22 protein-coding genes are annotated in these 23389 nt (G+C 73.0%); 10 read left to right on the top strand and 12 right to left on the bottom strand.

The genetic code is table 11. The annotated features are described in order from the left end of the window. Nucleotides 1-197 precede the first annotated feature (197 nt). Nucleotides 198-1016 carry an AfsK-binding protein KbpA gene (gene kbpA, locus PYS65_RS20515; RefSeq protein ID WP_279335384.1) on the bottom strand — a complete coding sequence of 273 codons (819 nt, stop codon included), beginning with the start codon at nucleotides 1014-1016 and terminating at the stop codon, nucleotides 198-200. Nucleotides 1017-1150: 134 nt separating this feature from the next. On the opposite strand from kbpA, the gene PYS65_RS20510 reads away from it, so the two are divergent. The 3 genes from PYS65_RS20510 (at nucleotide 1151) to PYS65_RS20500 (ending at nucleotide 3166) form a co-directional block, all read left to right on the top strand. After that, nucleotides 1151-1786 carry a TetR/AcrR family transcriptional regulator gene (locus PYS65_RS20510; protein ID WP_279338017.1) on the top strand — a complete coding sequence of 212 codons (636 nt, stop codon included), beginning with the start codon at nucleotides 1151-1153 and terminating at the stop codon, nucleotides 1784-1786. Nucleotides 1787-2029: 243 nt separating this feature from the next. Continuing rightward, nucleotides 2030-2455, top strand: coding sequence for a pyridoxamine 5'-phosphate oxidase family protein (locus PYS65_RS20505; RefSeq protein ID WP_279335383.1), 426 nt, complete (start codon nucleotides 2030-2032; stop codon nucleotides 2453-2455). Nucleotides 2456-2497: 42 nt separating this feature from the next. Further along, nucleotides 2498-3166 (top strand): pyridoxine/pyridoxamine 5'-phosphate oxidase, encoded by a 669-nt coding sequence (locus PYS65_RS20500; protein ID WP_279335382.1) that lies wholly within the window; start codon nucleotides 2498-2500, stop codon nucleotides 3164-3166. Nucleotides 3167-3247: 81 nt separating this feature from the next. On the opposite strand, the gene PYS65_RS20495 is transcribed toward PYS65_RS20500, so the two are convergent. Further along, nucleotides 3248-3862, bottom strand: a complete 615-nt coding sequence (locus tag PYS65_RS20495) for a GNAT family N-acetyltransferase (RefSeq protein ID WP_279335381.1) — start codon at nucleotides 3860-3862, stop codon at nucleotides 3248-3250. Nucleotides 3863-4010: 148 nt separating this feature from the next. On the opposite strand from PYS65_RS20495, the gene PYS65_RS20490 reads away from it, so the two are divergent. Then, the gene (locus tag PYS65_RS20490; protein ID WP_279335380.1) at nucleotides 4011-5213 is read left to right on the top strand and encodes a flavin-containing monooxygenase; all 1203 of its coding nucleotides are present in this window, start codon (nucleotides 4011-4013) and stop codon (nucleotides 5211-5213) included. Between the two features lie 848 nt (nucleotides 5214-6061). On the opposite strand, the gene PYS65_RS20485 is transcribed toward PYS65_RS20490, so the two are convergent. From PYS65_RS20485 to PYS65_RS20475, 3 genes are all read right to left on the bottom strand, one after another. Next, complete coding sequence (locus tag PYS65_RS20485) at nucleotides 6062-6502, bottom strand: ATP-binding protein (protein WP_279338016.1); 441 nt, start codon at nucleotides 6500-6502, stop codon at nucleotides 6062-6064. An 806-nt stretch (nucleotides 6503-7308) separates the two neighbouring features. Continuing rightward, nucleotides 7309-7821 carry an EF-hand domain-containing protein gene (locus PYS65_RS20480; RefSeq protein WP_279335379.1) on the bottom strand — a complete coding sequence of 171 codons (513 nt, stop codon included), beginning with the start codon at nucleotides 7819-7821 and terminating at the stop codon, nucleotides 7309-7311. 225 nt (nucleotides 7822-8046) lie between these two features. Continuing rightward, on the bottom strand, nucleotides 8047-8427 hold the full coding sequence (locus tag PYS65_RS20475) for an STAS domain-containing protein (protein WP_279338015.1): 381 nt from the start codon (nucleotides 8425-8427) through the stop codon (nucleotides 8047-8049). Between the two features lie 405 nt (nucleotides 8428-8832). Here PYS65_RS20475 and PYS65_RS20470 point away from each other — a divergent pair, with 405 nt between their 5' ends. Continuing rightward, the gene (locus tag PYS65_RS20470) at nucleotides 8833-9429 is read left to right on the top strand and encodes a sigma-70 family RNA polymerase sigma factor (RefSeq protein ID WP_279335378.1); all 597 of its coding nucleotides are present in this window, start codon (nucleotides 8833-8835) and stop codon (nucleotides 9427-9429) included. Next, nucleotides 9426-10685 carry a maleylpyruvate isomerase N-terminal domain-containing protein gene (locus PYS65_RS20465; RefSeq protein ID WP_279335377.1) on the top strand — a complete coding sequence of 420 codons (1260 nt, stop codon included), beginning with the start codon at nucleotides 9426-9428 and terminating at the stop codon, nucleotides 10683-10685. The genes PYS65_RS20470 and PYS65_RS20465 overlap by 4 nt, the downstream gene beginning before the upstream one ends. 109 nt (nucleotides 10686-10794) lie before the next feature. On the opposite strand, the gene purU is transcribed toward PYS65_RS20465, so the two are convergent. Together purU and PYS65_RS20455 are read right to left on the bottom strand one after the other, a co-directional pair. Then, on the bottom strand, nucleotides 10795-11676 hold the full coding sequence (purU, locus tag PYS65_RS20460; RefSeq protein ID WP_279335376.1) for a formyltetrahydrofolate deformylase: 882 nt from the start codon (nucleotides 11674-11676) through the stop codon (nucleotides 10795-10797). A gap of 46 nt (nucleotides 11677-11722) precedes the next feature. Then, a complete protein-coding gene (locus PYS65_RS20455; protein WP_279335375.1) occupies nucleotides 11723-12223 on the bottom strand; it encodes an SCO4402 family protein in 501 nt (166 codons plus the stop codon). A 117-nt stretch (nucleotides 12224-12340) separates the two neighbouring features. On the opposite strand from PYS65_RS20455, the gene PYS65_RS20450 reads away from it, so the two are divergent. Further along, on the top strand, nucleotides 12341-13639 hold the full coding sequence (locus PYS65_RS20450) for an ABC transporter substrate-binding protein (protein WP_279335374.1): 1299 nt from the start codon (nucleotides 12341-12343) through the stop codon (nucleotides 13637-13639). Nucleotides 13640-13875: 236 nt separating this feature from the next. On the opposite strand, the gene PYS65_RS20445 is transcribed toward PYS65_RS20450, so the two are convergent. Then, complete coding sequence (locus PYS65_RS20445) at nucleotides 13876-15486, bottom strand: hypothetical protein (RefSeq protein WP_279335373.1); 1611 nt, start codon at nucleotides 15484-15486, stop codon at nucleotides 13876-13878. 300 nt (nucleotides 15487-15786) lie between these two features. Continuing rightward, nucleotides 15787-17172, bottom strand: a complete 1386-nt coding sequence (locus PYS65_RS20440) for an NsdA family TPR-like regulatory protein (protein WP_279335372.1) — start codon at nucleotides 17170-17172, stop codon at nucleotides 15787-15789. Between the two features lie 340 nt (nucleotides 17173-17512). Between PYS65_RS20440 and PYS65_RS20435 the strand changes: the two genes are divergently transcribed. Both PYS65_RS20435 and PYS65_RS35240 read left to right on the top strand, forming a co-directional pair. Further along, nucleotides 17513-18220, top strand: a complete 708-nt coding sequence (locus PYS65_RS20435) for a bifunctional DNA primase/polymerase (RefSeq protein WP_279335371.1) — start codon at nucleotides 17513-17515, stop codon at nucleotides 18218-18220. Between the two features lie 180 nt (nucleotides 18221-18400). Continuing rightward, nucleotides 18401-18550 carry a hypothetical protein gene (locus PYS65_RS35240; RefSeq protein WP_387035481.1) on the top strand — a complete coding sequence of 50 codons (150 nt, stop codon included), beginning with the start codon at nucleotides 18401-18403 and terminating at the stop codon, nucleotides 18548-18550. 32 nt (nucleotides 18551-18582) lie between these two features. Here PYS65_RS35240 and PYS65_RS20425 read toward each other — a convergent pair whose 3' ends face one another. Together PYS65_RS20425 and PYS65_RS20420 are read right to left on the bottom strand one after the other, a co-directional pair. Then, on the bottom strand, nucleotides 18583-19458 hold the full coding sequence (locus tag PYS65_RS20425) for an alpha/beta fold hydrolase (protein WP_279335370.1): 876 nt from the start codon (nucleotides 19456-19458) through the stop codon (nucleotides 18583-18585). 545 nt (nucleotides 19459-20003) lie between these two features. Continuing rightward, complete coding sequence (locus PYS65_RS20420) at nucleotides 20004-20696, bottom strand: iron-dependent transcriptional repressor DtxR (RefSeq protein WP_279335369.1); 693 nt, start codon at nucleotides 20694-20696, stop codon at nucleotides 20004-20006. 250 nt (nucleotides 20697-20946) lie between these two features. On the opposite strand from PYS65_RS20420, the gene PYS65_RS20415 reads away from it, so the two are divergent. Further along, on the top strand, nucleotides 20947-21702 hold the full coding sequence (locus PYS65_RS20415) for an SIS domain-containing protein (RefSeq protein WP_279335368.1): 756 nt from the start codon (nucleotides 20947-20949) through the stop codon (nucleotides 21700-21702). Between the two features lie 45 nt (nucleotides 21703-21747). On the opposite strand, the gene PYS65_RS20410 is transcribed toward PYS65_RS20415, so the two are convergent. Beyond that, nucleotides 21748-23160, bottom strand: coding sequence for a PAS domain-containing protein (locus PYS65_RS20410; protein ID WP_279335367.1), 1413 nt, complete (start codon nucleotides 23158-23160; stop codon nucleotides 21748-21750). Between the last annotated feature and the right edge of the window lie 229 nt (nucleotides 23161-23389).

Genomic DNA, 23389 nt, shown 5'->3' with positions numbered 1-23389 from the left:
CGGCACGCACCCCGATTGTTCCTGTCCGGAGCGCCGGTTGCGAACCCGACGACATAGGGGGTGTCTAGTCTTATATGCAAAATAAAGGGACGGATGGGGAGGCGAGAGCCCACCGGGCAGGCGGACCGGCGGGTCGGCGGACCGGCGGGTCAGCGGGTCAGCGGGTCAGCGGGTCAGCGGGTCAGCGGGTCAGCGGGTCAGCGGGTCAGGAGAGCGAAGGACGCGCCCTGGTTGTCGGTGACCACGGCCACCGTGCCGTAGGAGGTGTCGAAGGGCGGGACCTGGACGCGGCCGCCGAGCCGGGTCACCTCCGCCATGGTGGCCGCGGGGTCCTCGACGGCGAAGTGGACCAGGAAGTGGGGCGGCATCTCGGCCGGGAAGACGTCGGAGACCGGGGCCCGGCCGAAGTCGGGCTCGGCACCCTCCCCGAACAGGGCGTCGCGGAAGAGACCGCCGTAGAAGGCGTTGGCCGCCTCGGTGTCCCGGGTGTAGAGCTCGGCCCAGGCGAAGCTTCCCCGCTCGTGCCGGCGCCCGAAGCCGGGGCGGTCGCCGGGCTGCCACAGGGCGAACACGGCACCCTCGGGGTCGGTGACCAGTGCGGTGACGCCGAGTGCGCCGACCGGACGCGGCGCCGAGACGAGCTGTCCGCCGGCCGCGACGATCCGCCGGCACAGCGCGCCGACGTCCGGGGTCGCGAAGGACACCGTCCAGACGGTGGGGAGCCGGCCGTCCGTCTTGTGCGCGAGGGACGCCACCGGCTCACCGTCGAGCAGCGCCCGAACGGTCCCCAGGGGCGGGGAGGCCTGCGTCGAGCCCGAAGACCCCGCCGGAGCGGGCCACTCGGGCTGCTCGGACTGGTCTTCGAACGTCCACTCGAAGAGTTCGCCGTAGAACCGCTTGCCCGCCTCCACGTCGGGAAGCTGCGCGTCGACCCAGCAAGGGGTGCCCTCCGCGTACTCCGACGCCCTGCTCCCGGTGTTTCCGGGGTTCCCGGCGTTTCCGGCGTTTTCGGCCATACAGCCAAACTAGCCGTGCCGCACGCACCGCGCAGACCAGGCACACCCGGTGTCAAGGACCCACGCACCCCATTTGCAGTCGGCCGAATCGCGCTCCGATCACCCGTCGGTAAGCTGACGTCATGACAGGACAAGTGCGTACCGTCGACGGTCGCGTGGCCGGCCGGCGTGGGCAGGCGACCCGGCAGAAGCTGCTCGACTGCCTCAGCGAGATGCTCAGCTCCTCCCCTTACCGGGATGTCAAAGTTATCGATGTGGCCCGCAGGGCGGGGACTTCGCCCGCGACCTTCTACCAGTACTTCCCGGACGTCGAGGGCGCCGTCCTCGAGATCGCCGACCAAGTGGCCGCCGACAGCGCCGGGTTGAGCGAGCTCCTGGAGGGCCGTTCCTGGGTCGGCAAGGCGGGCTGGCAGACGGCACAGGAACTTGTCGACGGTTTCCTGGACTTCTGGCGGAAGAACGACGCGATCCTGCGCGTCGTCGATCTCGGCGCCGCCGAGGGCGACAAGCGCTTTTACAAGATCCGCATGAAGGTCCTCAACTCGGTGAACAGCTCCCTCACGGACGCCGTCGCCGAGTTGCAGTCCAGGGGCCGGGTCGACAAGGACGTGAACCCTGCCGCGGTGGCCGGTTCCCTGGTCACCATGCTCGGGGCGGTCGCCCTGCACCAGAAAGGTTTCACCTCCTGGGGTGTGAAGCAGGCCGAACTCAAACCGAACCTGGCCCTGTTGGTCCACCTGGGCGTCACCGGCAAGAAGCCGACGAAGTAGGTGGACGGCCAACGCTCCTTCCCCCCTCCCCCGGTGCCTCGTCCCGCACCCGCGTCCTGTCGGACAGGCGGTGGTTCACCCCGGTGAACCACCGCCTGTCGCATGTCACGGCACCTCGGCGGTCCCGCCGCCACCCCGTCCGACGGCTCGCCCCCTCGGAGCGGAACCGCTCACCTCTGTCCCGTCGCCCACACGACCCGGGCACAACCGCCCCCTACGCAGACATCGCAGGAGGAACCCGCCATGGCCCTGACCCGTGAAGAACGCGAACAGTTCCTGGCCGAGCCCCGTGTCGCCGCGCTGGCGGTCGACGCGGGAGCCGGACGCGCCCCGCTCACCGTGCCGATCTGGTACCAGTACGCACCCGGCGGGGACGCATGGGTCATGACCGGACTCGACTCCCGCAAGAACCGGCTGATCGGCGCGGCGGGCCGGTTCTCCCTCATGGTCGACCGCGTCGAACCCACCGTCCGGTACGTCTCGGTCGAGGGGCCGGTCGTCGGGACCGCCCCCGCCACCCTCGCAGAGCTCCGGGAGATCTCCGCCCGCTACCTCCCGGCCGACAAGGTCGAGGGCTATGTCTCCGCCGCGTGGAAGGACCACGGCGAGCAGGTCGTCCTGCGCATGCGTCCCGAGCACTGGGTCTCGTCCGACCTGGGCTCCCTGTGAGAACGGCCCGGTGACGACCCGGTGGACGGGCAGACTCGAGGTATGGGAACCGATCTTCACGAGCTGCTGAGGTCACTGCGGGTGTGGGACCCGGAGGTCACCGATCTGCCGGAACTGGACCGGGCCGCCGCCCCCGCCGAGCCGCTGCCGCTGTTCACCCGGTGGTTCGCCGAGGCGGTGGCGGCCGGCCAGCCCGAACCGCACACCATGTCGCTGGCCACGGCGGACGCCGGGGGCCTGCCCGACGTACGGATCGTGATGCTGCACGGCGCGGACGCGGACGGCTGGTCCTTCGCGTCCCACGCCCACAGCCGCAAGGGCGGTCACCTCGCCGCCCGCCCGTATGCCGCGCTGGTCTTCTACTGGTCGGTGCTGGGCCGCCAGGTCCGGGTCCGCGGGCCCGTCGGCACCGCTCCGGCCGAGGAGGCGCAGGCCGATCTGCACGCCCGTTCGACCGGGGCGCTGGCCGCCGCGCTGACCGGCCGCCAGAGCGAGGTCCTCGGCTCGCCCGAGGAGCTGGCCCGCGCCTCGGAGGCCGCCTGGGAGCGGGCCCGGCGGGAGCAGGACGCCCCGGCACCGTCCTGGACCCTGTACCGCCTGCGCCCGGACGAGGTGGAGTTCTTCCAGGGCGACGCCCTCCGCCGCCACACCCGGCTGCGCTACCGCCGCTCGTCCGGGCAGGACTGGACACGGGAACTGCTCTGGCCGTGAGGTGCGGGGCGGGCGCGCGACGGGGTTCCTGGGGCCTTCGACGGGTCTTCGGCGACTCTTCGGCGGCCCTTCGGCGGGCCTTCAGTGGGCCTTCGGCGGGGCCGGCTCCGGGTCCGTGGCGAGGCGGGCGTGCAGGTGGGAGTCGCGGAAGGCGTCGTGGCGGCCCTCCGCGAACATCGCCTCGCGCAGGGTCCCCTCGGGAAGGAACCCGCACCGTTCGGCGATCCGGCAGGACACCTCGTGTTCGGCCGCGTGGTCCAGTTCGAGCCGGTGCAGGCCGAGTTCGGTGAGCGCCCACCGCGCGGTGAGCAGCAGCGCCCGGGTGGCCACGCCCCGGCGGCGGGCCTCGGGCAGCACCCAGTAGCCGACCATGCCCAGCCCCTGCACCGGCCGGACGTCGTTGACACCGATGTGCCCCAGGGGCGTACCGGTGTCCGCGTCGGCGATCCGGAAGGACACGGTCGTGCCGTCCTCGGTCCACTGCGCCCTCCTGCGCAGCGTCTCCCGGGCGCCCTCGACGTCCGTGACCGGCCGGAGCGGGGTGTTCCAGCGGGTGAACTCCGGGTCCGTGGTGCCGCGCAGCCACACCTCGGCGTCGGACCGGGACGCCGGGTCCCAGGGGCGCAGGTGCAGGCCGTGGCCGTGGAGTTCGGGGAGGGACCGCGAGGAGCGCGGGTGCGTATGTGTATCAGCCATACGGGTCATTCAAACCTGCACGACCGGCCGGGACACCGGAATTTCTCGTGCCCGGTTCCGCCCCCGCCCCTCCAGACGTGATCAATCCGCAACCAATTTCGGTCTTGACCGATACCCATCAACCTGATGCGTGATTACGCTCGCGCTCATGGCCGATTCCACCACGCCCCCGAACCCCGCCGCACCACCCCGGGAGGACCGCCCCGTCTACGTCGTCGGCGGTGGTCCCGGCGGACTCGCCGTCGCGTACTCGCTGCGTGCCCGGGGCGTGCGGGCCGTCGTCCTGGAACGGTCCGAGCACGTGGGATCGTCCTGGCGGCGCCACTACGACCGGCTGCGCCTGCACACCACACGGCGCCTGTCCGCGCTGCCCGGTCTGCCGATACCGCGCCGGTTCGGGCAGTGGGTGACCCGGGACGACATGGTGCGGTACCTGGAGAAGTACGCCGAGCACCACCGCCTCGAGATCGTCACCGGTGTCGAGGTCTCCCGTGTCGAGCGCACCGCCGACGACACGGGCTGGCTGCTGCGCGCCACCGGGGGCCGCGAGCTGACCGGCGCCGCGGTCGTGATCGCCACCGGCTTCAACCACACGCCCCGCCTGCCCGAGTGGCCCGGCCGGGAGACCCACACCGGCGAGTTCCTGCACGCGTCCGAGTACCGCAACGCCGAACCCTTCGCCGGCCGGGACGTCCTCGTCGCGGGGATCGGCAACACGGGCGCGGAGATCGCCGTCGACCTGGTGGAGGGCGGCGCCTCCCGGGTGCGGCTGTCGGTCCGTACCGTGCCGCACATCGTGCGGCGCTCGACCGCGGGCTGGCCCGCCCAGCACTCGGCCGTCCTGGTGCGCCGGCTGCCGGTCGGGTTCGTGGACCGGCTCTCCCGGGCGCAGGCCAGGGTGGCACTGCCCGACCTCTCGGCCCAGGGCCTTCCGCGCCCCGACAAGGGCCTCTACAGCAGGGTGCTGGAGGGCGCCATCCCCGTACAGGACGTCGGGCTGGTCGACGCCGTACGGCGGGGCAGGGTGGAGATCGTGGCCGCCGTGGCGGGGTTCGAGGACGGCAAGGTCGCCCTCGCCGACGGCACCCGGGTCGACCCCGACGCGGTGATCGCGGCCACCGGGTACGCCCGCGGACTGGAGGGGCTCGTCGGCCACCTCGGCGTCCTCGACGACCGGGGCAGACCGATGGCCCGCGGCGCCGGCACCCCGCCCCACGCGCCCGGCCTGTACTTCACCGGCTTCACCAACCCCATCAGCGGCAACCTCCGCGAGCTGGCCATCGACGCGGAGAAGATAGCCAAGGCGGTGACCCGCCACGGGGCACCGGGGCTCTCCCGACTCCCCCGATGACTTCCGCTCATCGACTCGCCCCGATCCGGCCGATTCTGACGCCTTGTCAGTTCGGCGACCCGGTCGTGCCGTCGCGGCACCGGCCGGGACCGGAGGAGGACCCGGCCGAAGACGACCGGGCCGCAGCGCTCGCGGCACGGAGCGAGGACGGGCGGAGCAAGGGCGGGCGGAGCGAGGGCGGAACGGGCGAACGGCCGTAACGGCCGGAAGCCGGGCACCGTGCGCGCCCCCTCGGGATCCTCCACCGGACAGATCACGGTGACGAGTTCGCCGAGGAGGCGGCCCCGCCGGAACGGCCCGGCGATCCGGACTCCGCGGCGGCACCCTGTGCACACCGTCGCCGCCGCCACGAAAGAAAAGTTATCCACAGCCTGTGGAGGAGCCGGCCACCACCCTCCAGGGCTCCTGGGCTCCAGAACTCCGCGACTCCGCGATCCTGATCCGGCCGCGGCACACGGCGACAGCGGTGCGATGCCGCTCGGTCCCGAGCGCGGCGGCACCGCACCGCCTTCCGGCTCCGGCGCTCCCTCCCCAAGTCCCCTCACCACAAAGGGGACCGACGCCGCAGCCGCGACCCACACTCGCCGAGGACTCCCGTCGTCGAAGCCCTCGCCGTCCCCTCGCAGCGAATCGCTGACGAACAGAGTGATCAAGCGGTCACGGCACGTCAATGCCGATTCGTGGCCTTAGGGGCGATCCTGCGCCATATGCCCGGTTATTCGTCACCGCGCACGGAAGCACACCCGGCGCACCGGCTCACACTCCGGCCGGCGAGACCGGCTCCCCGTGCATCCGTGCACCGGCACGCCGGCACGACCGCACGTCCACCCGGCGGCCCCACGCGTGTCCTACACCACCTCGTACGCGACTCCACCACAGGCCGGGGCGGGCTCCTGCGCGGCCGCGCCGCGGTCCAGTTCGCACCAGATGCGCTTGCCGGTGCCGTCGGCACTCCACCCCCAGCGGTCCGCCAGGCCGTCGACGAGGGCGAGCCCGCGCCCACCGGTCGCGTCACCGTCCACACAGCGCGGCACCGGCACCCTGCTGCTCCGGTCGGCCACCTCCAGACGGACGGTGGCCTCCCCTGCCTCCACATCCGTCAGGGACAGTCTCAGTACGGCCGGACAGCCGGTGTGCACGACGGCGTTGGTGACAAGCTCCGAGACGAGAAGGACCAGCGTCTCGGACAGCGGCTCGTCGGCCTCTATACCCGACCCGGCCAGCCGTGAGCGGGTCCACTGCCGGGCTCGCCCCACCTCAGCGGGGTCGGGCCGGATCTCCAGTTGCACTTGAAGCACCTGCACCGCTCACACCATCCGAACCGGCGGACACTTGGACTCGCGCCTCACGAGGGCCACGATCGTAGCCATTCTCTGCATGGCCAGAACAGCGGCCGGGACAGGGATCACGGAACGTGAGTCCCTTACGGGACAGCATGGTTGACGTACAGTCACGTCAACAAGCGCTTCGGGCATATTCCAGCGCGAAGGAGTACGCGTACGGCATACTGTGCGACGCCCGCCCCGGCCGGCCGAACAGGCGGTGGCGGCAGGCCTGGTCGCACGGCGAACAGTGGCAGACGGCGACATGTCCGGGGCCGCCCCGGAGGCGACTCCCGTGCTGTGCGTGCTCACGACCACTCGCATCCCACACAAGGTACCGGAGCGGGCAGCCGACTCCGGGCCGTGACGAGTCACACAGAGGACACAACACGGTACCGACGCTCCGTGACCTCACCGCGCCACGATCCGCGACATTCGAGCGGGAGCATTCCAGGACATCGCAGACGGGGGGCGGGGCGGGCCGTTCCGGCGAGCGGTTCCACAACGGACAAACCCTCACGCTCTGTCACCGATCCCGCACGCCGCGTCCGCACCCAGGCGTTTTGGCGGGCGGCCGGGCCGCCGCACTGTCCGCGGGGCCGGCGGTGACGGCCGTCCCGCGGGCGGCGGCGCGGACACTCTCCGCGCGGGCCGTCCTCCCTGCGCACCGGTCGGGCCCCCACCGGGAGGGGCCCGACCGGCCGCGGCCGAACCGTTCACGGCTCCGGGCGTGTTGCGCCGTCGGCTCGCGCCCGGAGCCGTGGGGACCCGTCCTACTCGGGGACGGTGAAGTAGCGGGCGAAGCCCCGTACGATCTCTTCCTCGCCGATCCTGCCGTCACCGTCCGTGTCCAGCGTGGCGGCAGCGGATCCGGCGAGCGCATCGGGGACGCCGAGCGCCCTCAGGACGCGGGCGATCTCCGCCACGCCGACCGCGCCGTCGCCGTCCGGGCCGGCCAGGGCGAGGGTCGCGCGCAGGAAGGGCCGGGCGATCTCGGCGAACCGGTCCGGGTTGTCCCGCAGCCGCTTCACCGCGCCGGTCACGAATTCCGCGCGGGTGATGCGCTGGTCGCCGTCGTGGTCCGCGATGCCCGCCATGCCCTGCCAGAAGGCCTCGGCGCCGCCGTACAGGGCCTGGCCCTTGTCGGAGCGGGCCCGCGTGCCGAACTCGGCGAGCAGCGCCTTGGCCGCTCCGCTGAAGTCCTCGCGGTCGATGTAACCGTTGCCGTCCTGGTCGAAGGTGGCGAACCGGGCCGCGATCCGGCGCTCGTACTCGCTGGTGACCATGTTTCTTTCAGGCCGCCTTACTCAGAGGGTCGTCTCGCTCGGAGGGTACGTCGTACGAGGCGGCTTCATGAATTCGGAAACGGTGCTTGCACCAAGAACGGGAGAATTCCAGGACAACCATGTGACACACGGCACCTTTCGTGGTATGCGCGGTGCACAGGGTGTTCGTGGTGCGCGTGTGCCCGAGGTCCGTCGCGCGCGCCGCCCCGAGGGCCCGCGGTCGGCTCAGGCCGACAGCGGGCGGGAGCTCCCGTCCACCGCGGACGGGACGTCCGGGTGCACGTCGAAGAGGCGGCGGACACCGAGCGCGCCCAGGACCCGGTTGACGTGACTGCCGTCGGCGGCCCCGTGCGCGGGCAGGATCAACCGCAGACTGCCCTGGCAGGAACGCAGCAGCCGGCGGGTGGCTATGAGCACCCCGACGCCGCTGGAGTCGCAGAACCACACCTCGGAGAGATCGAGGACGAGGCGGTGTCTGCCGTCGGCCACCGCGTCGTGCACCCGCTGACGCAGCACCGGCGACGTCACCAGGTCCAGTTCGCCCGACACCCGGAGCACGGCCCACTCGCCCTGCTGCCCGTCGGTCACTTTGAAGGCCACCACCACGCCCTTCGCTCGCCGAAACGGAAGAAACACCTACGCTTCCTTGCAGCGCGGCTGCCCACCGGCCGTGCCCTGAAACGCGAGCGGAGAAACCGTTACCGAACAGTAAAGGCTTGTTTCAGTCGACTTCGGTCTCATTCGACAAGTTCAGATCCAGTCCAGTCAGTTCCGATCGGCGAGCAGCTGGGTAGGCGCACCCGGGACGGCATCCGATGTGCCCGTGGGTGGCTCCCTACCACCTGCGGCTCGGCAGGGGGCGCACATTGCCGTAAAGGGGCGTGCGTTCTCCGACGTGCCGACTACATTCATGGAGTCGGTGGGCACACGATTCATGGAGTCGGTGGCACACGCCGGCCCGGGCACGACCGGCCCGGGGTTCCGGGGAGGAGCAGGGGTGAAGAGGGCCGCATGACGAAAAGCGACGTACCGCCTCACTGGGACCGCACGATGCAGCAGCGGCTCGCCCGCGGGGAGGCCGCGGCACTCGGTGAGTTCTACGACCGGTTCGCCTCCCTCGTGCACGGCCTCGCCCATCGCGTCCTCGGCGACGAGCACGCCGCCGACGGCATCACCCGCGAGGTCTTCGCCCACGTCTGGGAGCAGCCGGACACCTACGACCCCCGGCGGGGCCCGCTGCGCACCTGGGTCGCCGAGCTGACCCACCGACTGGCCGTCGAGCGGCTGCGCGCCACCAGGACGGCGGCGCTCGCCCACAGCACCCACGGCTCCCCCGGCGACGCCGAGGAGCTGGAGCGCCAGGTGCGCCACGCCTCGGTGGCCGCCCGCGCGGACTACATCGTGCACGCCATGCCGGTACCGCTGCGGGCCGCACTGGAGCAGGCGTACTTCCAGCGCCGCGACTACCACCAGACCGCAGCCGACCTCGGCGTCACCGAGGACGAGGCCCGTCGCCGCCTCCGGCTGGGCCTGCAACTGCTGGCCACGGCTCACGACACCGAGACGGCACAGTTGGACGCCCCGCCCGGCATCGGGGGTGCGGCGTGAACGACGACCGTCCCGAGCCGTCCGACGACACCACCGCCACCGCCGCCGCCGCGGGGACACCCACGGCCCCGGGAAACGGGGCGGACGGTACGCGTGAGGACGGCGGGCCGCCCCGGCCGGCACCGGCGTCGCAACCGGCCGAGCCGCTGGTGCTGGAGCACCGGGTGCTGAAGTCACTGCTGGGCGCGTGGGCGCTGGCCGCCTGCGCGCCGGAGGAGACGGCGGCTGTCGAGGAGCACCTCGGCGACTGCGGGGCCTGCGCCGACGAGGCGCTGCGCCTGCGCGACGCGGTCGGGCTGCTGCAGCGCCCCGAGAACCTCGATCTGAACCCGGGGCTGCGCACCCGCGTCCTGGAGTCCTGCCTCAAGCGGCGCCCGCCGCGCATCCCCGTACCCGACTGGGCCGCCGCCTACGACGCCGAGACGGCCCGGCTGGACGCACTGCTCCAGGACTTCGGCGACACCGAGTGGCACGCACCCGTGCGGCTGCGCTGGTACGAGGCCGACGAGGCGACCACCCGCCGCACCACGGTCGCCGGGGTCATCGCGCATCTGCTGACCGTCGACGGCCTGGTCGCGGTCGCCCTCGGGCTGGACGACCCGCTCGGCGGCCTGCCGGCCGAGCGGCCCACCCCGTCGGCCCGCACCGAGGCGTACTGGAGTGCCTCCCCTTCCCCGCCCACCCGCTCGGTACGAACGCCCTGGCGTGCGCAGACCCACGACCTGGTGCGGACCGTGTCCTTCACGGGCAGCCGGGCCGGGCGGATGGCGGTGTCGTACGGCGACTTCGAGCTGCCGCTGCACGACGCGATGCTGGACCGCGCCTTCGAGTGCTGGGTGCACGCGGAGGACATCGCCGAGGCGGTGGACTATCCGTACGATCCGCCCACCGGACGGCATCTGCACCGCATGGTCGACCTGGCCGCGCGGATGCTGCCGTCCGTCCTGGAGGCGCGCCGCCGCTCCGGGCCGGACGCGCCCGGCGGGCGGCGGCTGGTCGCGGCCGGTGCGCCGGGGCGGAGCCTGCGGCTGGAGATCGAGGGGTCCGGTGGCGGGGAGTGGCTGATCCCGCTGGACTCCCCCGCCGCCCGGGGCTCCGCCGAGCACGAGGTGGCCCACATCGCCCTCGACGGTTCGGAGTTCTGCCGTCTGGCGGCGGGCCACGTGCCCCCGCGGGAGGCGGCCGCCGGGCAGGTCGGCGACAAGGAGGCGATCAGTGAGGTCCTCCTGGCGGCGGCCTCACTGAGCAGGATGTAGCAGGAGGCGGCAGGGCCCGCCGGCCCTTCCGGACGGAGCACGAGGCCCCGGGTCCGGACGGCCGGCGGTTCGGGCGAGGGCCACCGCCCGCAGGCGAGGACCACCGTCCTCAGGCGAAGACCACCGTCCGCCGCCCGTTCAGCAGGATGCGGCGTTCCGCGTGCCACTTCACCGCGCGCGCCAGCGCCTGGCACTCCACGTCGCGGCCGACGGCGACGAGCTGGTCCGGGGTGACACCGTGCCCCACCCGCTCGACCTCCTGCTCGATGATCGGGCCCTCGTCGAGGTCGGCGGTGACGTAGTGCGCGGTGGCGCCGATCAGCTTCACTCCCCGGGCGTGCGCCTGGTGGTACGGCTTCGCGCCCTTGAAGCTCGGCAGGAAGGAGTGGTGGATGTTGATGATCCGCCCGGAGAGCTGCTTGCACAGGTCGTCCGAGAGGACCTGCATGTAGCGGGCGAGCACGACGAGTTCGACGTCCTCCTCGCGCACGATCTCCAGCAGCTTCGCCTCGGCCTCCGCCTTGGTGTCCTTCGTCACCGGCAGGTGGTGGAAGGGGATGTTGTACGAGGCCACCAGCTCCGCGAAGTCGGTGTGGTTGGACACCACTCCGGCGATCTCCACCGGCAGCGCGCCGATCTGGGCGCGGAAGAGCAGGTCGTTCAGGCAGTGGCCGAACTTGCTGACCATCAGGAGGACGCGCATCTTCTCGTCGGCCCGGTTGATCTGCCAGTCCATCCGGAACGCGTCACCGATCGCCGCGAAACTCGCCCGCAGCTTGTCCAGGGTCACCGGTGCGTCGGCGGAGAAGTGGACCCGCATGAAGAACAGGTCGGTGTCGTGGTCGCCGAACTGCTGGCTGTCCTCGATGTTGCAACCGGTCATGAACAGATAGCTCGACACGGCGTGCACGATGCCCTGCTTGTCGGGGCAGGACAGGGTCAGGACGTACTGGTCGGCCGGGGTCTCTGTTCGAATGGGCTGCTCACTCATGCGGGAAAGGGTCCCACACGCGGATCACGGACGAGGAGCCGTCCCGTTACGCGGACCGCGTAAGGATGTGCAGCGCCTCGAGGGTCCGCGGCGCGGTGTCGGGATCCTCCCCGTCGCTCACCGCCAGCCGCACGTGCGCGTCCCGCGCGGCCCGTACCGCGTCCGGCCATCCCTCGTGCGCGAGGTAGGCGGTGACCGGTGCGTCCGGACCGACCTGGTGCATGATCCGCAGCACCCGCAGCACCGCGGTGTCGACGAGCGCCGCCTCCTGGGAGTCGCGGAAGATCGTGCCGACGTACTTCTCGGCGGACCAGTTGTCCAGCCAGGTGTCCTCGACCAGCCGGTAGACCGCGTCGGTGACGTCACCGTAGCCGTCCACCCCGGCCAGCCAGACGCCCTGCTGGAACCCGGGGTCGGAGAGCATGTGCAGCGCGGAGCGCACATTGCTGCGCCAGCGCCACCATGGCATGTCGTTGAGTGGCATGCCGCCCATGGTGGAGGAGCGACGGCCGCGGCGGGAAGAGTTCTCCGAACCTTGCACGGTCATCGATCGTACGTTTCCTTTCCCCGGAGGCCACACCGCCCCCTTAATTCACTTCCGCGTCACCACGCGTCGACCATGGGTCACCCCCGGGTTGGCGATGTGAGGGAATCGTGCGTGAGCATGACCGGCAGTCGCTTTCGCAGCAGTCCCCTCTCCCGCCACCGCTCCCGGCCGTTCAGAGCCGGCGTCATCACCACGGGCGCGCTGGCGGCGATGACGCTCGCCGCCGGCTGCGGGGTCGTCCCCGGCATCTCGGCGGCCGACGACCCGATCACCGTCATGACCTGGGCGCCCGAGGAGACCAAGGCCACCAACAAGCCAGGCATGCCCGCTTTCGCCCGCGCCTACGCCAGCTGGGTGAACTCCGAGGGCGGCATCAACGGCCGCAAGCTCAACGTCCTCACCTGCAACGAGCGCAACGACAGTGTGGCCGCCGCGCGGTGCGCCCGGACCGCGGTCAAGGAGAACGCCGTCGCGGTCGTCGGCTCGTACAGCCAGCACGCCGACGCCTTCATGCCCGCCCTCGAGGGGGCCGGCATCCCGTACATCGGCGGCTACGGCATCACCACCGACGAGTTCACCAGCCCGCTGTCCTACCCCGTCAACGGCGGCCAGCCGGCGCTGCTGGCCGGTCTCGGCCGCGCCCTCGCCGACTCCTGCGGGCCGGTCACCCTGATCCGGCCGGACACCATCGCGGGCGACCAGCTGCCCCCGCTGCTCAACTCGGGCCTGTCCGCCGGCGGCCATGAGCCGACCGCGGACCAGCGGGCGGAGGAGGAGGCCACCGAGTACGAGGGACAGTCGAAACAGGCTCTGGAGACCAGCACCACCGACCCGGAGGCCCCGGGCTGTGTGGTGCCCGCGCTCGGGGACCGCACCGGCACCTTCATGGACTCCTTCCGGCGGGCCCGCGCCGACTACCCCGACGTGCGCACCGCGACCGTGATGGGCAGCGTCGACCAGACGACGATCAACACGTCCGGCGGCTCGTCGAGCCCGTACGAGGGCTCGTACGTGACCGGCTGGTACCCGGCGTCGAGCGACGCGCTCTGGGACCCCATGAAGGACGTCATCAAGAAGGAGGCGTTCGGCGACAACCGGATCGACCCCGCCGACACCGGGGTGCAGACCACCTGGATCGCCTACACGGTGCTGAAGCAGGTCCTCGAGTCGCTCGGCGACGGCGAGGTGAGCTCGAGCAGCGTGACCCGGACCCTGAACAAGGGGCTGAAGGTCGAGACGGGCGGGCTCACCCCCACCCTGCGCTGGCAGTTCCAGGACAAGCTGGCCGCCGTCGGCTTCCCGCGGCTGGTCAACGCCAACGTGACACTGCAGAAGGTCAAGGACGGGCGGCTGGTGGCCGGCAGCGAGGGCTTCATCGACGTGACGGACACCCTGCACAAAGCCGACGTGGTGTGACGGCGCGGGGGCGCGTGGTGTGACGCGCGGGGGGCGCGCGGTGTGACGGCGCGGGGGCGACGCGGTGTGACGGTGCGAGGCTGCGTGGTGTGACGCGGGGGGCGCGTCGAGGACCGGGCGGGGTGCGGAGGGGCAGGGTGTGGACGGAGGCCGCCCGACCGGTTCGGCCCTCTCCGTTGTTCCTCCGCCGCCCTCGCCGCCCCGCCGCCCTCGCCGCCTCCGCCGTCAGAAACCGGTCACAGCTGGGTCGGCTGCCGCTCGGTCAGGCCGTGCTGCCGGGCGATCGTGTTCCACAGCGCGGCCGCCTTGGTCTTCTCCTCCGTCGCGGTGCCGCTGGCCCGGTTGCCCTCCTGGGTCTGACCTGTCGTGCGGGCCTGTCCCTTCTTGCAGCCCTTCTTGCCCGCCACCTGGTCGGCCCAGGCCGCGTAGTGGTCGTCGGCCGACGCCGAGGCCTGCCACGCCTTGGTGAGGGCGGTGCTCAGTGCCTGGTGGTCGGGCAGCTTGTCCACCTCGATGCCGGAGAGGTCGGTGACCAGCTGGTTGCGCTGGTCGGCCGCGTCCCGCAGGTCCTTGGCCGCCTGGTCGAGATTGCGGCAGGCCTTCACGTCGGCCACCGCGTTGATCACGGCGGTCCGGCTGTCGCCGCTGACGGCCAGCAGCTTGTCCAGCTCCTCGGCCTGCTGCCGGACCGGATCGACGGTGGGGGATGCCTCGGCCTCGGCCTCGGGTTCCTCGCTCGCGGGGGCGGTGGCGGAGACGGGCTGCTTCTTGCCGCTGTCGTCCCCGCTGCCGAGCAGCGCGCCCGCGCCGATGCCCAGGACGACGAGACCGACACCGACCGCCGCGATGAGCGGCACCCTCGACCCCGTACCGCCGCTCCGGCCGCCGCCGTCGCCCCCACGGGCGGCCCGCCGACCACCACCACCGCCCCGGCCGGGCGGGGCGGGGACAGGGGTGGGGGCGGGCTGCGGATGCTCGAAGCGGGGGAGTTGCTGGGTGGAGCCGACCGCGCCCGGGTCGTCGCCCGCGCCGCGGAAGAGATTGTCGAACTCGGCGGGCGGCTGCCGGTTCCCGTCCTCGGCCGGAGCACCGTACGGCGCCGCGCCCGGCGCTCCTCCGGGCCGGTCGGTCACCGGGGCCATGAACTGGGTCGCCTCGGCGTCGGGGTTGCCGGCGGGCGGCGGCGGCCCGCCGTCCGCGCCCTGCGCGGGCATGCCCGGGTACCGGGTCGCCCCGGCGTCGTGTGCGGCGGGCATCTCGGGGGGCAGCGCCCCCGGGCCCACCGGGGGTATGTACTGCGTCGCAGCCTCGTCCACGGGGGCGGCGGGCACCGGCGGCAGGAACTGGGTGGCTCCCTCCGACCCGTCGGGCAGCGCTCCCGCGGCGGCGGAGCCGTACGCGTCGACGGCGGGAACGCCGTAGGAGAAACCGTCCTGCGGCTGCAGCGGGGCGGACGGGTCGTACGAGGCGGGGGCGCCGTACACCGGGGCCTGCCCGCCCTCGGGCGGCAGCGGCCCCGGACCGTGCTGCCCCTGGCCGGGCCCGCTCGCGGCCGGGCCCTGCGCACCCCAGGGGGCCGGTTCCTGCGGGCTCCACTGCTGCGCGGGCGGGGACTGCCAGCCCTGACCCTGCGTCGGGGCCGGCGGCTGCTCCTCCGGTCCCCAGGGCGTCCCCCAGGTCTGGCCGCCGGACGGCGCCGAGGCGGGCGCCGGCCCGCCCGTACCCCCCGGAGCGACCGGACCGGCCGGCCCGCCCGGCAGCAGGGGCGCGCCACCGTCGGAGGGCAGCACGATGCCTTCGCGCGCGGGGCGCGCCGAGGGCTCCTCGCCCTGTCCACTCTGCGTCACCGGGACTCCTACACATGGGGGACCTTGTGAATCGTCGGCTCACGCTACCGGGTCCCCGGAGCCCGGTGCCACGCAGCACGGGGCCTTCGCTCCCGCCCTGTGACCGCAGTAACAGAACCAGGTCGCCCCACGCTGTTTCCGTCCCCTCCTTCACCTCCGCCCCGCGTCAACTCCGCGTCGGCCTCCCGTTCACCGCCGATGCCCGCCCCGTTCGTCCACGGGCACCGCCACCGCGCGTACGAGTACTGGTACATCCACCAGTACTCGGGCCCCAGCCCCTGCTCCTGTTCATGCCCCTGTTCACGCCGCGGCCGGGAGGGCGACGCGGGCGCCGAACTCCCGTACCACCGGCTCCTCCTGATACGGCTCCAGTCTCTGCCGGAAGTCCTCCAGGTACTCGGCACCGCGGTTCGACCTGAGTCCGTCGAGCAGTTCCACCGCCTTCAGGCCCGTGCTGCAGGCCTGCTCGACCTCCCGCTGCTGCACCTGCGCGGTGGCCAGCAGCACGTAGCCGATCGCCCGGCGCCGCGCCCGGGACTCCGGATGCCCGGCCAGGGCCTCGAGCGCGCACCGCGCGGCCGCCTCGGCCTGCCCCAGGTCCCGGTGGCAGTGCGCCAGCTCGTCGGCCAGATAGGCCTCGTCGAAGTGTGCGATCCACACGGGGTCGTCCCCCGACGCCGGATCGGCCGCCTCCATGGCACTGATCGCGTGCCCGGCCGCGATCTGCGCGGCGTGCGCGTCACCCATCAGCGCGTGCCCGCGCGCCTCCGCCGCGCGGAACATGGACTGCGCGCGGGGTGTCGCCCGGCCCCGCGCGCCCTCCTGCGCGGCACGCGCCAACTGCGCGATCTCCCGCGGGTTTCCGAGTTCCGCGGCCAGATGGCTCATGGAGGCGGCGAGCACGTACCCGCCGTAGCCGCGATCGCCGGCCGCCTGGGCCAGCCGCAGCGCCTGGATGTAGTAGCGCTGGGCGAGGCCCGGTTGCCCGGTGTCGATCGCCATGTATCCGGCGAGTTCGGTCAGTCGGGCGACCGCCGCGAACAACTCCCGCCCCACGGCCTCCCGGTACGACCCCGCGAGCAGCCCCGAGACGACGCTGTTGAGGTAGTGCACGACGACCGGACGCACATGCCCGCTGCCGTACTGGTGGTCCAGGTCCACCAGGGCCTGCGTCATCGACCGCACGGCCGCCACGTCGGACCGCCCGACCCGCGGCCCGACCGAGCGCGCCACCTGCGGGTCGGGGGCGGAGATCAGCCAGTCCCGGCTCGGCTCCACCAGGGCGGACGAGGCGACGGAGGAGCCGGACAGGAAGTCCCGCCGGCCCACGTCACTGCGCCACAGCTCGCAGACCTGCTCGATGGCCCCCAGGACCGTCGGCGAGAACTGGAGACCGACGCCCGACGCGAGGTTCTTGCCGTTGGCCATGCCGATCTCGTCGATGGTGACCGTGCGGCCCAGTTTGCGTCCGAGCGCCTCCGCGATGATCGCCGGCGCCCGGCCCCGCGGCTGCTGTCCGCGGAGCCAACGGGCCACCGACGTCTTGTCGTAGCGCAGGTCGAGGCCGTGTTCGGCACCGCACAGGTTGACCCTGCGGGCCAGCCCGGCGTTGGAGCACCCGGCTTCCTGGATGAGCGCCTGCAGTCGTTCGTTCGGCTGCCGCGCGACGAGAGGCCTTGCGGCCATGGCATACCCCCTGTGGCTGCGGTGCCTGCCCGCGCACCGAGTTGACGTGTCTTCCGCGGCCGGAGACCCGGCATCTCCTGACAACTCCTCTCGACCAGGAGCAAAAGTTCCGGCCCTGAAGATCAATGCCCCGTCGAGGTGCCGAAGATGCGAGGCATGTACGGATTGCCGGGGTAACGGTCGACGGCTGCCCCGCCCGGCGGCCCACTCCTGGCTACCCACCCGGGGACGTGGATCCCCTTGCGCGCCCCCGCGGATGCACCCATGCGCCCCGGGCGCGGAGCCAGTGCTCCTCCCCCGCGCATGGACCCGGGCGTAACCCCTGGTGACGGACGTAGTTGTGTTCGTCGTGGAAGAGACGATCCCGGGCACCGGCGCCGGACACATCCCGAAGCAGCGCGGAGAGACCCTGCTGGAGACCGCGGTGCGTTATACCGAGGAGCGGCACTGGGACGTGTTCGCGGGCACCTGGCTGGAGGCCGTCGACGGGGTGCACCGCTGCTCGTGCGGCGTCGCGAAGTGCCCGGCACCCGGCGCGCACCCGACGCGCTCGGACTGGGCGGCCCAGGCGACCGGCAGTGCGACCACCGTGCGCCGCATGTGGCAGATGTGGCCGACGGCCTCGATCCTGATCCCCACCGGCCACGCCTTCGACACGATCTCCGTCCCCGAGACGGCCGGGTTCCTGGCGCTGGCCCGGATGGAGCGGATGGAACTGACGCTCGGTCCGGTGACCCTGAGCCCGGCCGGACGCATGGAGTTCTTCGTGCTCCCCGGTGCCTCGGCGAAGGTGCCGGGTCTGATCCGCTCCCTGGGCTGGTCGCTGTCCCCGCTCGATCTGAGCGTGCGGGGCGAGGGTGCGTACGTGGCGGCGCCGCCCACACGGTTCGGGTCCAGGGGGGCCGTGCAGTGGGCCAGCAGGCCGACCCCGGCGAACCGCTGGCTGCCGGACGCGACGGAACTGATCTCCCCTCTCGCCTACGCCTGCGGCCGCGACCGGCAGGACCGGCAGGACCGGCAGGACCTCAAGAACCGGCCGGGCCGGTAGATCCGGTAGATCCGGTAGATCCGGTGGGGCCCGCGGGAGCGCCGGGGCAGACCGGGCTCGCCCGGATCTCGGTCTTCGGCGGCACGGTGGCGGCGACCGTGCCGTGCGCACCGGTCGTCGCGCTCACGGTCGGGCCGAACGCCGTGCGCACCGGTCGTCGCGCTCAGGATCGGGCTGAACGTGAGTGCGGGCCGAGCGGGTCCGTCGCGGCTGCTGCTCCCGGTGGGCACGGTGTGCGGCGCCGCCCTCGGCCTGCCCGGTCTCCGGCTCGCCGCCCCGGGCACGGCCCGCCGCCTCCCGGAGATCCTCGCCGCGGCCGGCAAGGGCTGAGCACCCCGGGCAGGCGGCGGGGGCGGCCGGGCTCAGTCGGCCCGGAGGGTGGCCAGGAACGGCTCGATCGCCGCCCGCCAGGCCTCCGGCTGGTCGTAGTGGACCAGGTGGCCGGCGTCGGCCACCTCCGCGTACCGGCCGCGGGGCAGGACGCGGACCATCTCCTGGGCCTCCGCGCGCCCCAGCTCGCCGTCGAGGCCCCGGACCACCAGGGTGGGGCACCGCACCTGGGCCAGCTCCTCCCAGTGCGCGTTGTAGACCCAGGTCTCGCGGGAGCGGAGCATCTGGTCCGGGTCGAAGACCGGCCGCCACCCGTCGGAGGACTCGGCCATCACCTCGGCGTAGAACTCACCGCGGGCCGGGTTCGGCCGCTCCACCCAGGGGTCGTCCTCGCCGAACCACTTGCGTACGTCGGCGAGCGTGGCGAACGGGAGGGGCCAGGCGGTGAACCACTGGGCCCACTCGCGCTGCGAGGCGGCCCCGAGCGCGGAGGCCCGCATGTCGCAGATGATCACCCCGCGCACCAGGTCCGGCCGCTTGGCGGCCAGCTGCCAGGCGGTCAGCGCGCCCATCGCGTGGCCGATGAGGACGGTCGGGCCGAGCCCCAGCTGCTCCAGGGCGGCCTCGGTGTCGTCGACATAGGCGTCCCGGGTGAACGAGGCCTGTGCGGGCTTGTCGCTGCGGCCGTGGCCACGCTGGTCGAGGGCGACGGCCCGGTACCGCTCGGAGAGCCAGCGGGCGGTGGACGCCCAGTGCGAGGCCCGTCCCATGAGTCCGTGCAACAGCAGCACGCCCGTGTTCCCGGCGGCGTGCTCCGCCGGGTCGCCGGCGCCCTTGGGGGGATCGCCGAACTCCCAGGCGGCGAGCCGTACGCCGTCCGCCCCCGTCACGTCGATGCGTCGCGCCATCGTGTTGGCACCCCCCAAGCTCGCTGCCTGCCGTGCTGCTTGCCCTGCCTGCTGTTGCCGCCCCACACAGGTTATCGAATGCGCTTTCGAGAACCCCGTTCCCGTCGCCAACACCCCTCGATCGAGTGACATCCCTCGAGGATTGATCGCCGGAGCCGAGGGGAGATCTTCAGCGGGGGGCGAACCGCTCGGGGAAAACGGTTCGAGGGAGATGACCCTGGGAGCTCGGGGCTCCGGGTCAGCACCGGGGAGGGCAGGCCCCGGCGCCGCACGGCGCCGGGGCCCCTCGCGTACGCACGGCACATCCTCCGCCCCTCCCCGGCCGGGCGACATCGTGCCGGGCCCGGCCAAGAGCCCCTCGCGTCATATGCCTCACGCGACAGCCTCGCACGTGAACCCGGTGAGCGCTGCACTTCGGCGCAGTGGATCTCGGATTCGGCGCGATCGCGTCGGAACCCCAACTCCCTACCGGGCCAGACGAGTTGGGGTTCACGCCGGTGATGCGGCGAGGGACGACGAGGCGATGCGGCGACAGGCCCCCGGTCCTAGGGCTTGGCGACGAACACGTGGGAGGCGACGTCCCTCTCCAGTTCGGCCGCCTCGCCGCCGCTGCCCACCAGCACACCGCCCGCCGACTCCGTCACACTGACCACCGATCCGGGCTGCACGCCCGCGCGGCGCAGCGTGTACATCAGCTGCGCGTCCGTCTGGATCGGCTCGCCGATCCGGCGCACCACGACCGTCTTGCCCTCGGCCCCCGGGTCGAGATCGGCCAGGGAGACCATGCCCTCGTCCAGGAACGGGACGGCGCCGTCCTTCTCGCCCAGCTCCTCCAGGCCCGGGATCGGGTTGCCGTAGGGCGACTCGGTCGGGTGCCGCAGCAGCTCCAGCACGCGACGCTCGACGGCCTCGCTCATCACGTGCTCCCAGCGGCAGGCCTCGGCGTGCACCTGCTCCCACTCCAGGCCGATCACGTCGACGAGCAGACACTCGGCGAGGCGGTGCTTGCGCATCACCCGGGTGGCCAGCCGGCGGCCCTCGTCCGTCAGCTCCAGATGCCGGTCGCTGGCGACGGACACCAGGCCGTCACGTTCCATCCGGGCCACCGTCTGGCTGACCGTCGGCCCGCTCTGGTCGAGCCGCTCGGCGATCCGGGCGCGCATGGGCACCACGCCTTCCTCCTCCAGCTCGAGGATGGTGCGGAGATACATCTCCGTGGTGTCGATCAGTCCGGACATACATGCCCCTCGATGAGATCTGCGATTGGCTCTGCCGGAGGCTGGACGGCTCACCGGCGCATGTGCTGGCCCTGGACTCAATTCTGACCCATCGCGCCGACAACCGGGGCACGCCGTGGAAACGCCGGGCGTTCGCCGGGCGGTACGGGCTGCCAGGGGGTCCGCCCGGGCCCTTGCCGCCCTGTTGACACGGCACTGGTCCGGACCGCACGGTGATCCGCAGCAGCCCACCCCGAAGGGATGGTCCTCCATGAGCGACCGTACGCCGGCCGACCGGTTCCTCGACGCCGCGATCGACCTGCTGCACCGGGTCCGCGACGAGGAGGCCGACTCCGTGGCGGCCGCGGGCGCCCTGCTCGCGGACACGGTCGCGGACGGCGGACGCCTCTTCGCCTTCGGCGCCGGCCACTCCTCGCTCGCCGCGCAGGACGTCGTCTACCGTGCGGGCGGACTCGCCCTGATGAACCTGCTCGCCGTCCCGGGGGTCGTCGGCGTCGACGTGATGCCGGCCACCCTCGGCTCCGCCCTCGAACGCGTCGACGGCCTCGCGAGCGCCGTGCTCGACGCGTCACCGGCCCGCGCGGGCGACGCCCTGGTGATCGTCTCCCTGTCCGGGCGCAACGCGCTCCCGGTGGAGATGGCCGTGAACGCCCGCGCCCTGGGCATGAAGGTCATCGGTGTGACCTCGGTGGCGTACGCGGCACAGACGACGTCCCGGCACGTGTCGGGGACGTACCTGAAGGACCACTGCGACCTCGTCCTGGACTCCAAGATCGCGGTCGGCGACGCGGAACTCACCCTGGACAACGTCCCCGCCCCCTTCGCCCCCGCCTCCACGGTCGTCACCACGGCCCTGCTCCAGGCGGTCGTGGCCACCGCCGCCGCCACCCTGGCCGACCGGGGCATCGAGCCCCCGCTCCTGCGCTCCGGCAACGTCGACGGCGGCCACGACTGGAACGGCCGCGTCATGGACCAATACGCCGACCGGATCTTCTACCGGCGCTGAGAACCCGCCGTCGCCCCGGGCGCCCGGTCGCTCCCGCCGCTCCGGTCATTCCCGCCGCCCGGTGGCTCCCGCCAGGTCCAGGGCCGTGGCGATGCGTGCGGCCACGTCCTCCGCGTACATCGCGTCGGAGCGTTCGAACGCGTTCCGGCCCGGGCCGCGCAGAAACGTCACGGCACCCAGCGTCCGGCCGCGGCTGCGCAGCACCGTGCACAGGGCGTGTGCCGCGTCCGCCGGCCACTGCCGGGACACCGCCCACACCCGTGCCTCCTCCGCCGGCACCGCCCCCGCGTCGGCCCGCACCGAGCCGGCCCGCTCCACGCACTGCAGCGCCGGATGCCCCTCGCGGTACCGCACCGGCAGCCCCGCCCGCCCGGCCAGTCTGCTCGGCCCCGGCGCCCCGGAGGGGGTGGCCGCGATCCGCACCAGCCGGACCCGCCCGGCGCCCTCCCTCTCGCCCGCCGTCCCGTCGGGCCCCCGGTCGGCCACCCGGTCGATCAGCGCGTGGTCGGCGAATCCGGCCAGCGCGAAGTCCAGGTGGACGGTGACCGCCTCCGCCGGGTCCTCGCACTCGGCCGCCGCCCGCGCCGCCCGGTGCAGCTGCTGTGCGCGGAACCGCAGCAGCGAGGCCTCCTGCTCGCCCTGCCGGGACTCGGTCACGTCCTGGAACAGCCAGCCCACGCCGAGCGGCACCGGCTCCTCCGCCAGCGGCGACGACAGCCGCACGAATCCGCACCGCCAGCAGCGCCGCCGTTCGCCCTCCGGTTCCCGCACGCTCACCCAGATGTCGGCGGGCGCGGGCGGGGCGCCCTCGGCCAGCACATGGGTGAGCGCGCTCTCCAGCTCCTCCACCCCCTGCGACAGCAGCTCCCCGAGCGGCCGCCCCAGCACCGACCCGCGTCCCGTGCCGAGCGCGCGGGCCGCGTGCGGGTTCACCACGGCGGGCCGCAGATCGGCGTCGACGAGCACGACGCCCCAGCTCGCGTCCTCCAGCAGCGCCTCGCTCAGCGCGATCGACCGCTCCAGGTCGATCTGCGCGTGCACCTCGCTGAACGCGCAGTACACGCCCGCCGGCTTCCCGTCCGGCCCGCGCACGGCCGCGGACTGCGTCCGCACCAGCACCCGGCCGCCGTCCTTCGTCAGCAGTGCGAACTCGTGCACCTGCCGGCCCGGCGCGCCCATGGCCGACATCAGCCGCGCCTCCACCTCCGCGGCGTCGGCGCCGCGCACCGCCCATCCGGCGAACCCCGGCCGGCCCACCGCCTCGGCCGCGGTCCAGCCGAGGACGCGCTCCGCCTCCCGGTTCCAGTGCGTCACCACCCCGTCCGCGTCGAGGGCGCACAGGGCGGCGTCCATGCCGTCCAGCAACGCGGCCAGCAGATCGGACCCGGCCGGGTTCTCCCGCCCGGGCTCGTCGGGCCCCAGCTCGTCGGTGGCCCCACTACGCCGGGAAGCGCTCACCTGGACCCCCTGCAGGCTGTGTCCGCATGTACGGCACATCGGTCGGCTCACTTGCCATCATTCAACTTGAACGTGACCCGGCGCACATCGGATTCCCGCAACATCGAGGAAATCGTCGAAGGAACCGCCGTACCGCCCCGGCAGCACCGCGGCGGCCGTGCCGCAGCGTCGCGGCGCTGTGGCACGGCCGGCCCGGTACGGCGTCCGCACGCGCGGGCGGCAGGCGGCG

The sequence above is a fragment of the Streptomyces cathayae genome (assembly GCF_029760955.1).
Lineage (GTDB): Bacteria > Actinomycetota > Actinomycetes > Streptomycetales > Streptomycetaceae > Streptomyces > Streptomyces cathayae.
Note: the sequence above shows the minus strand (reverse complement) of the source record. Positions and strands in the feature narration are given on the sequence as shown.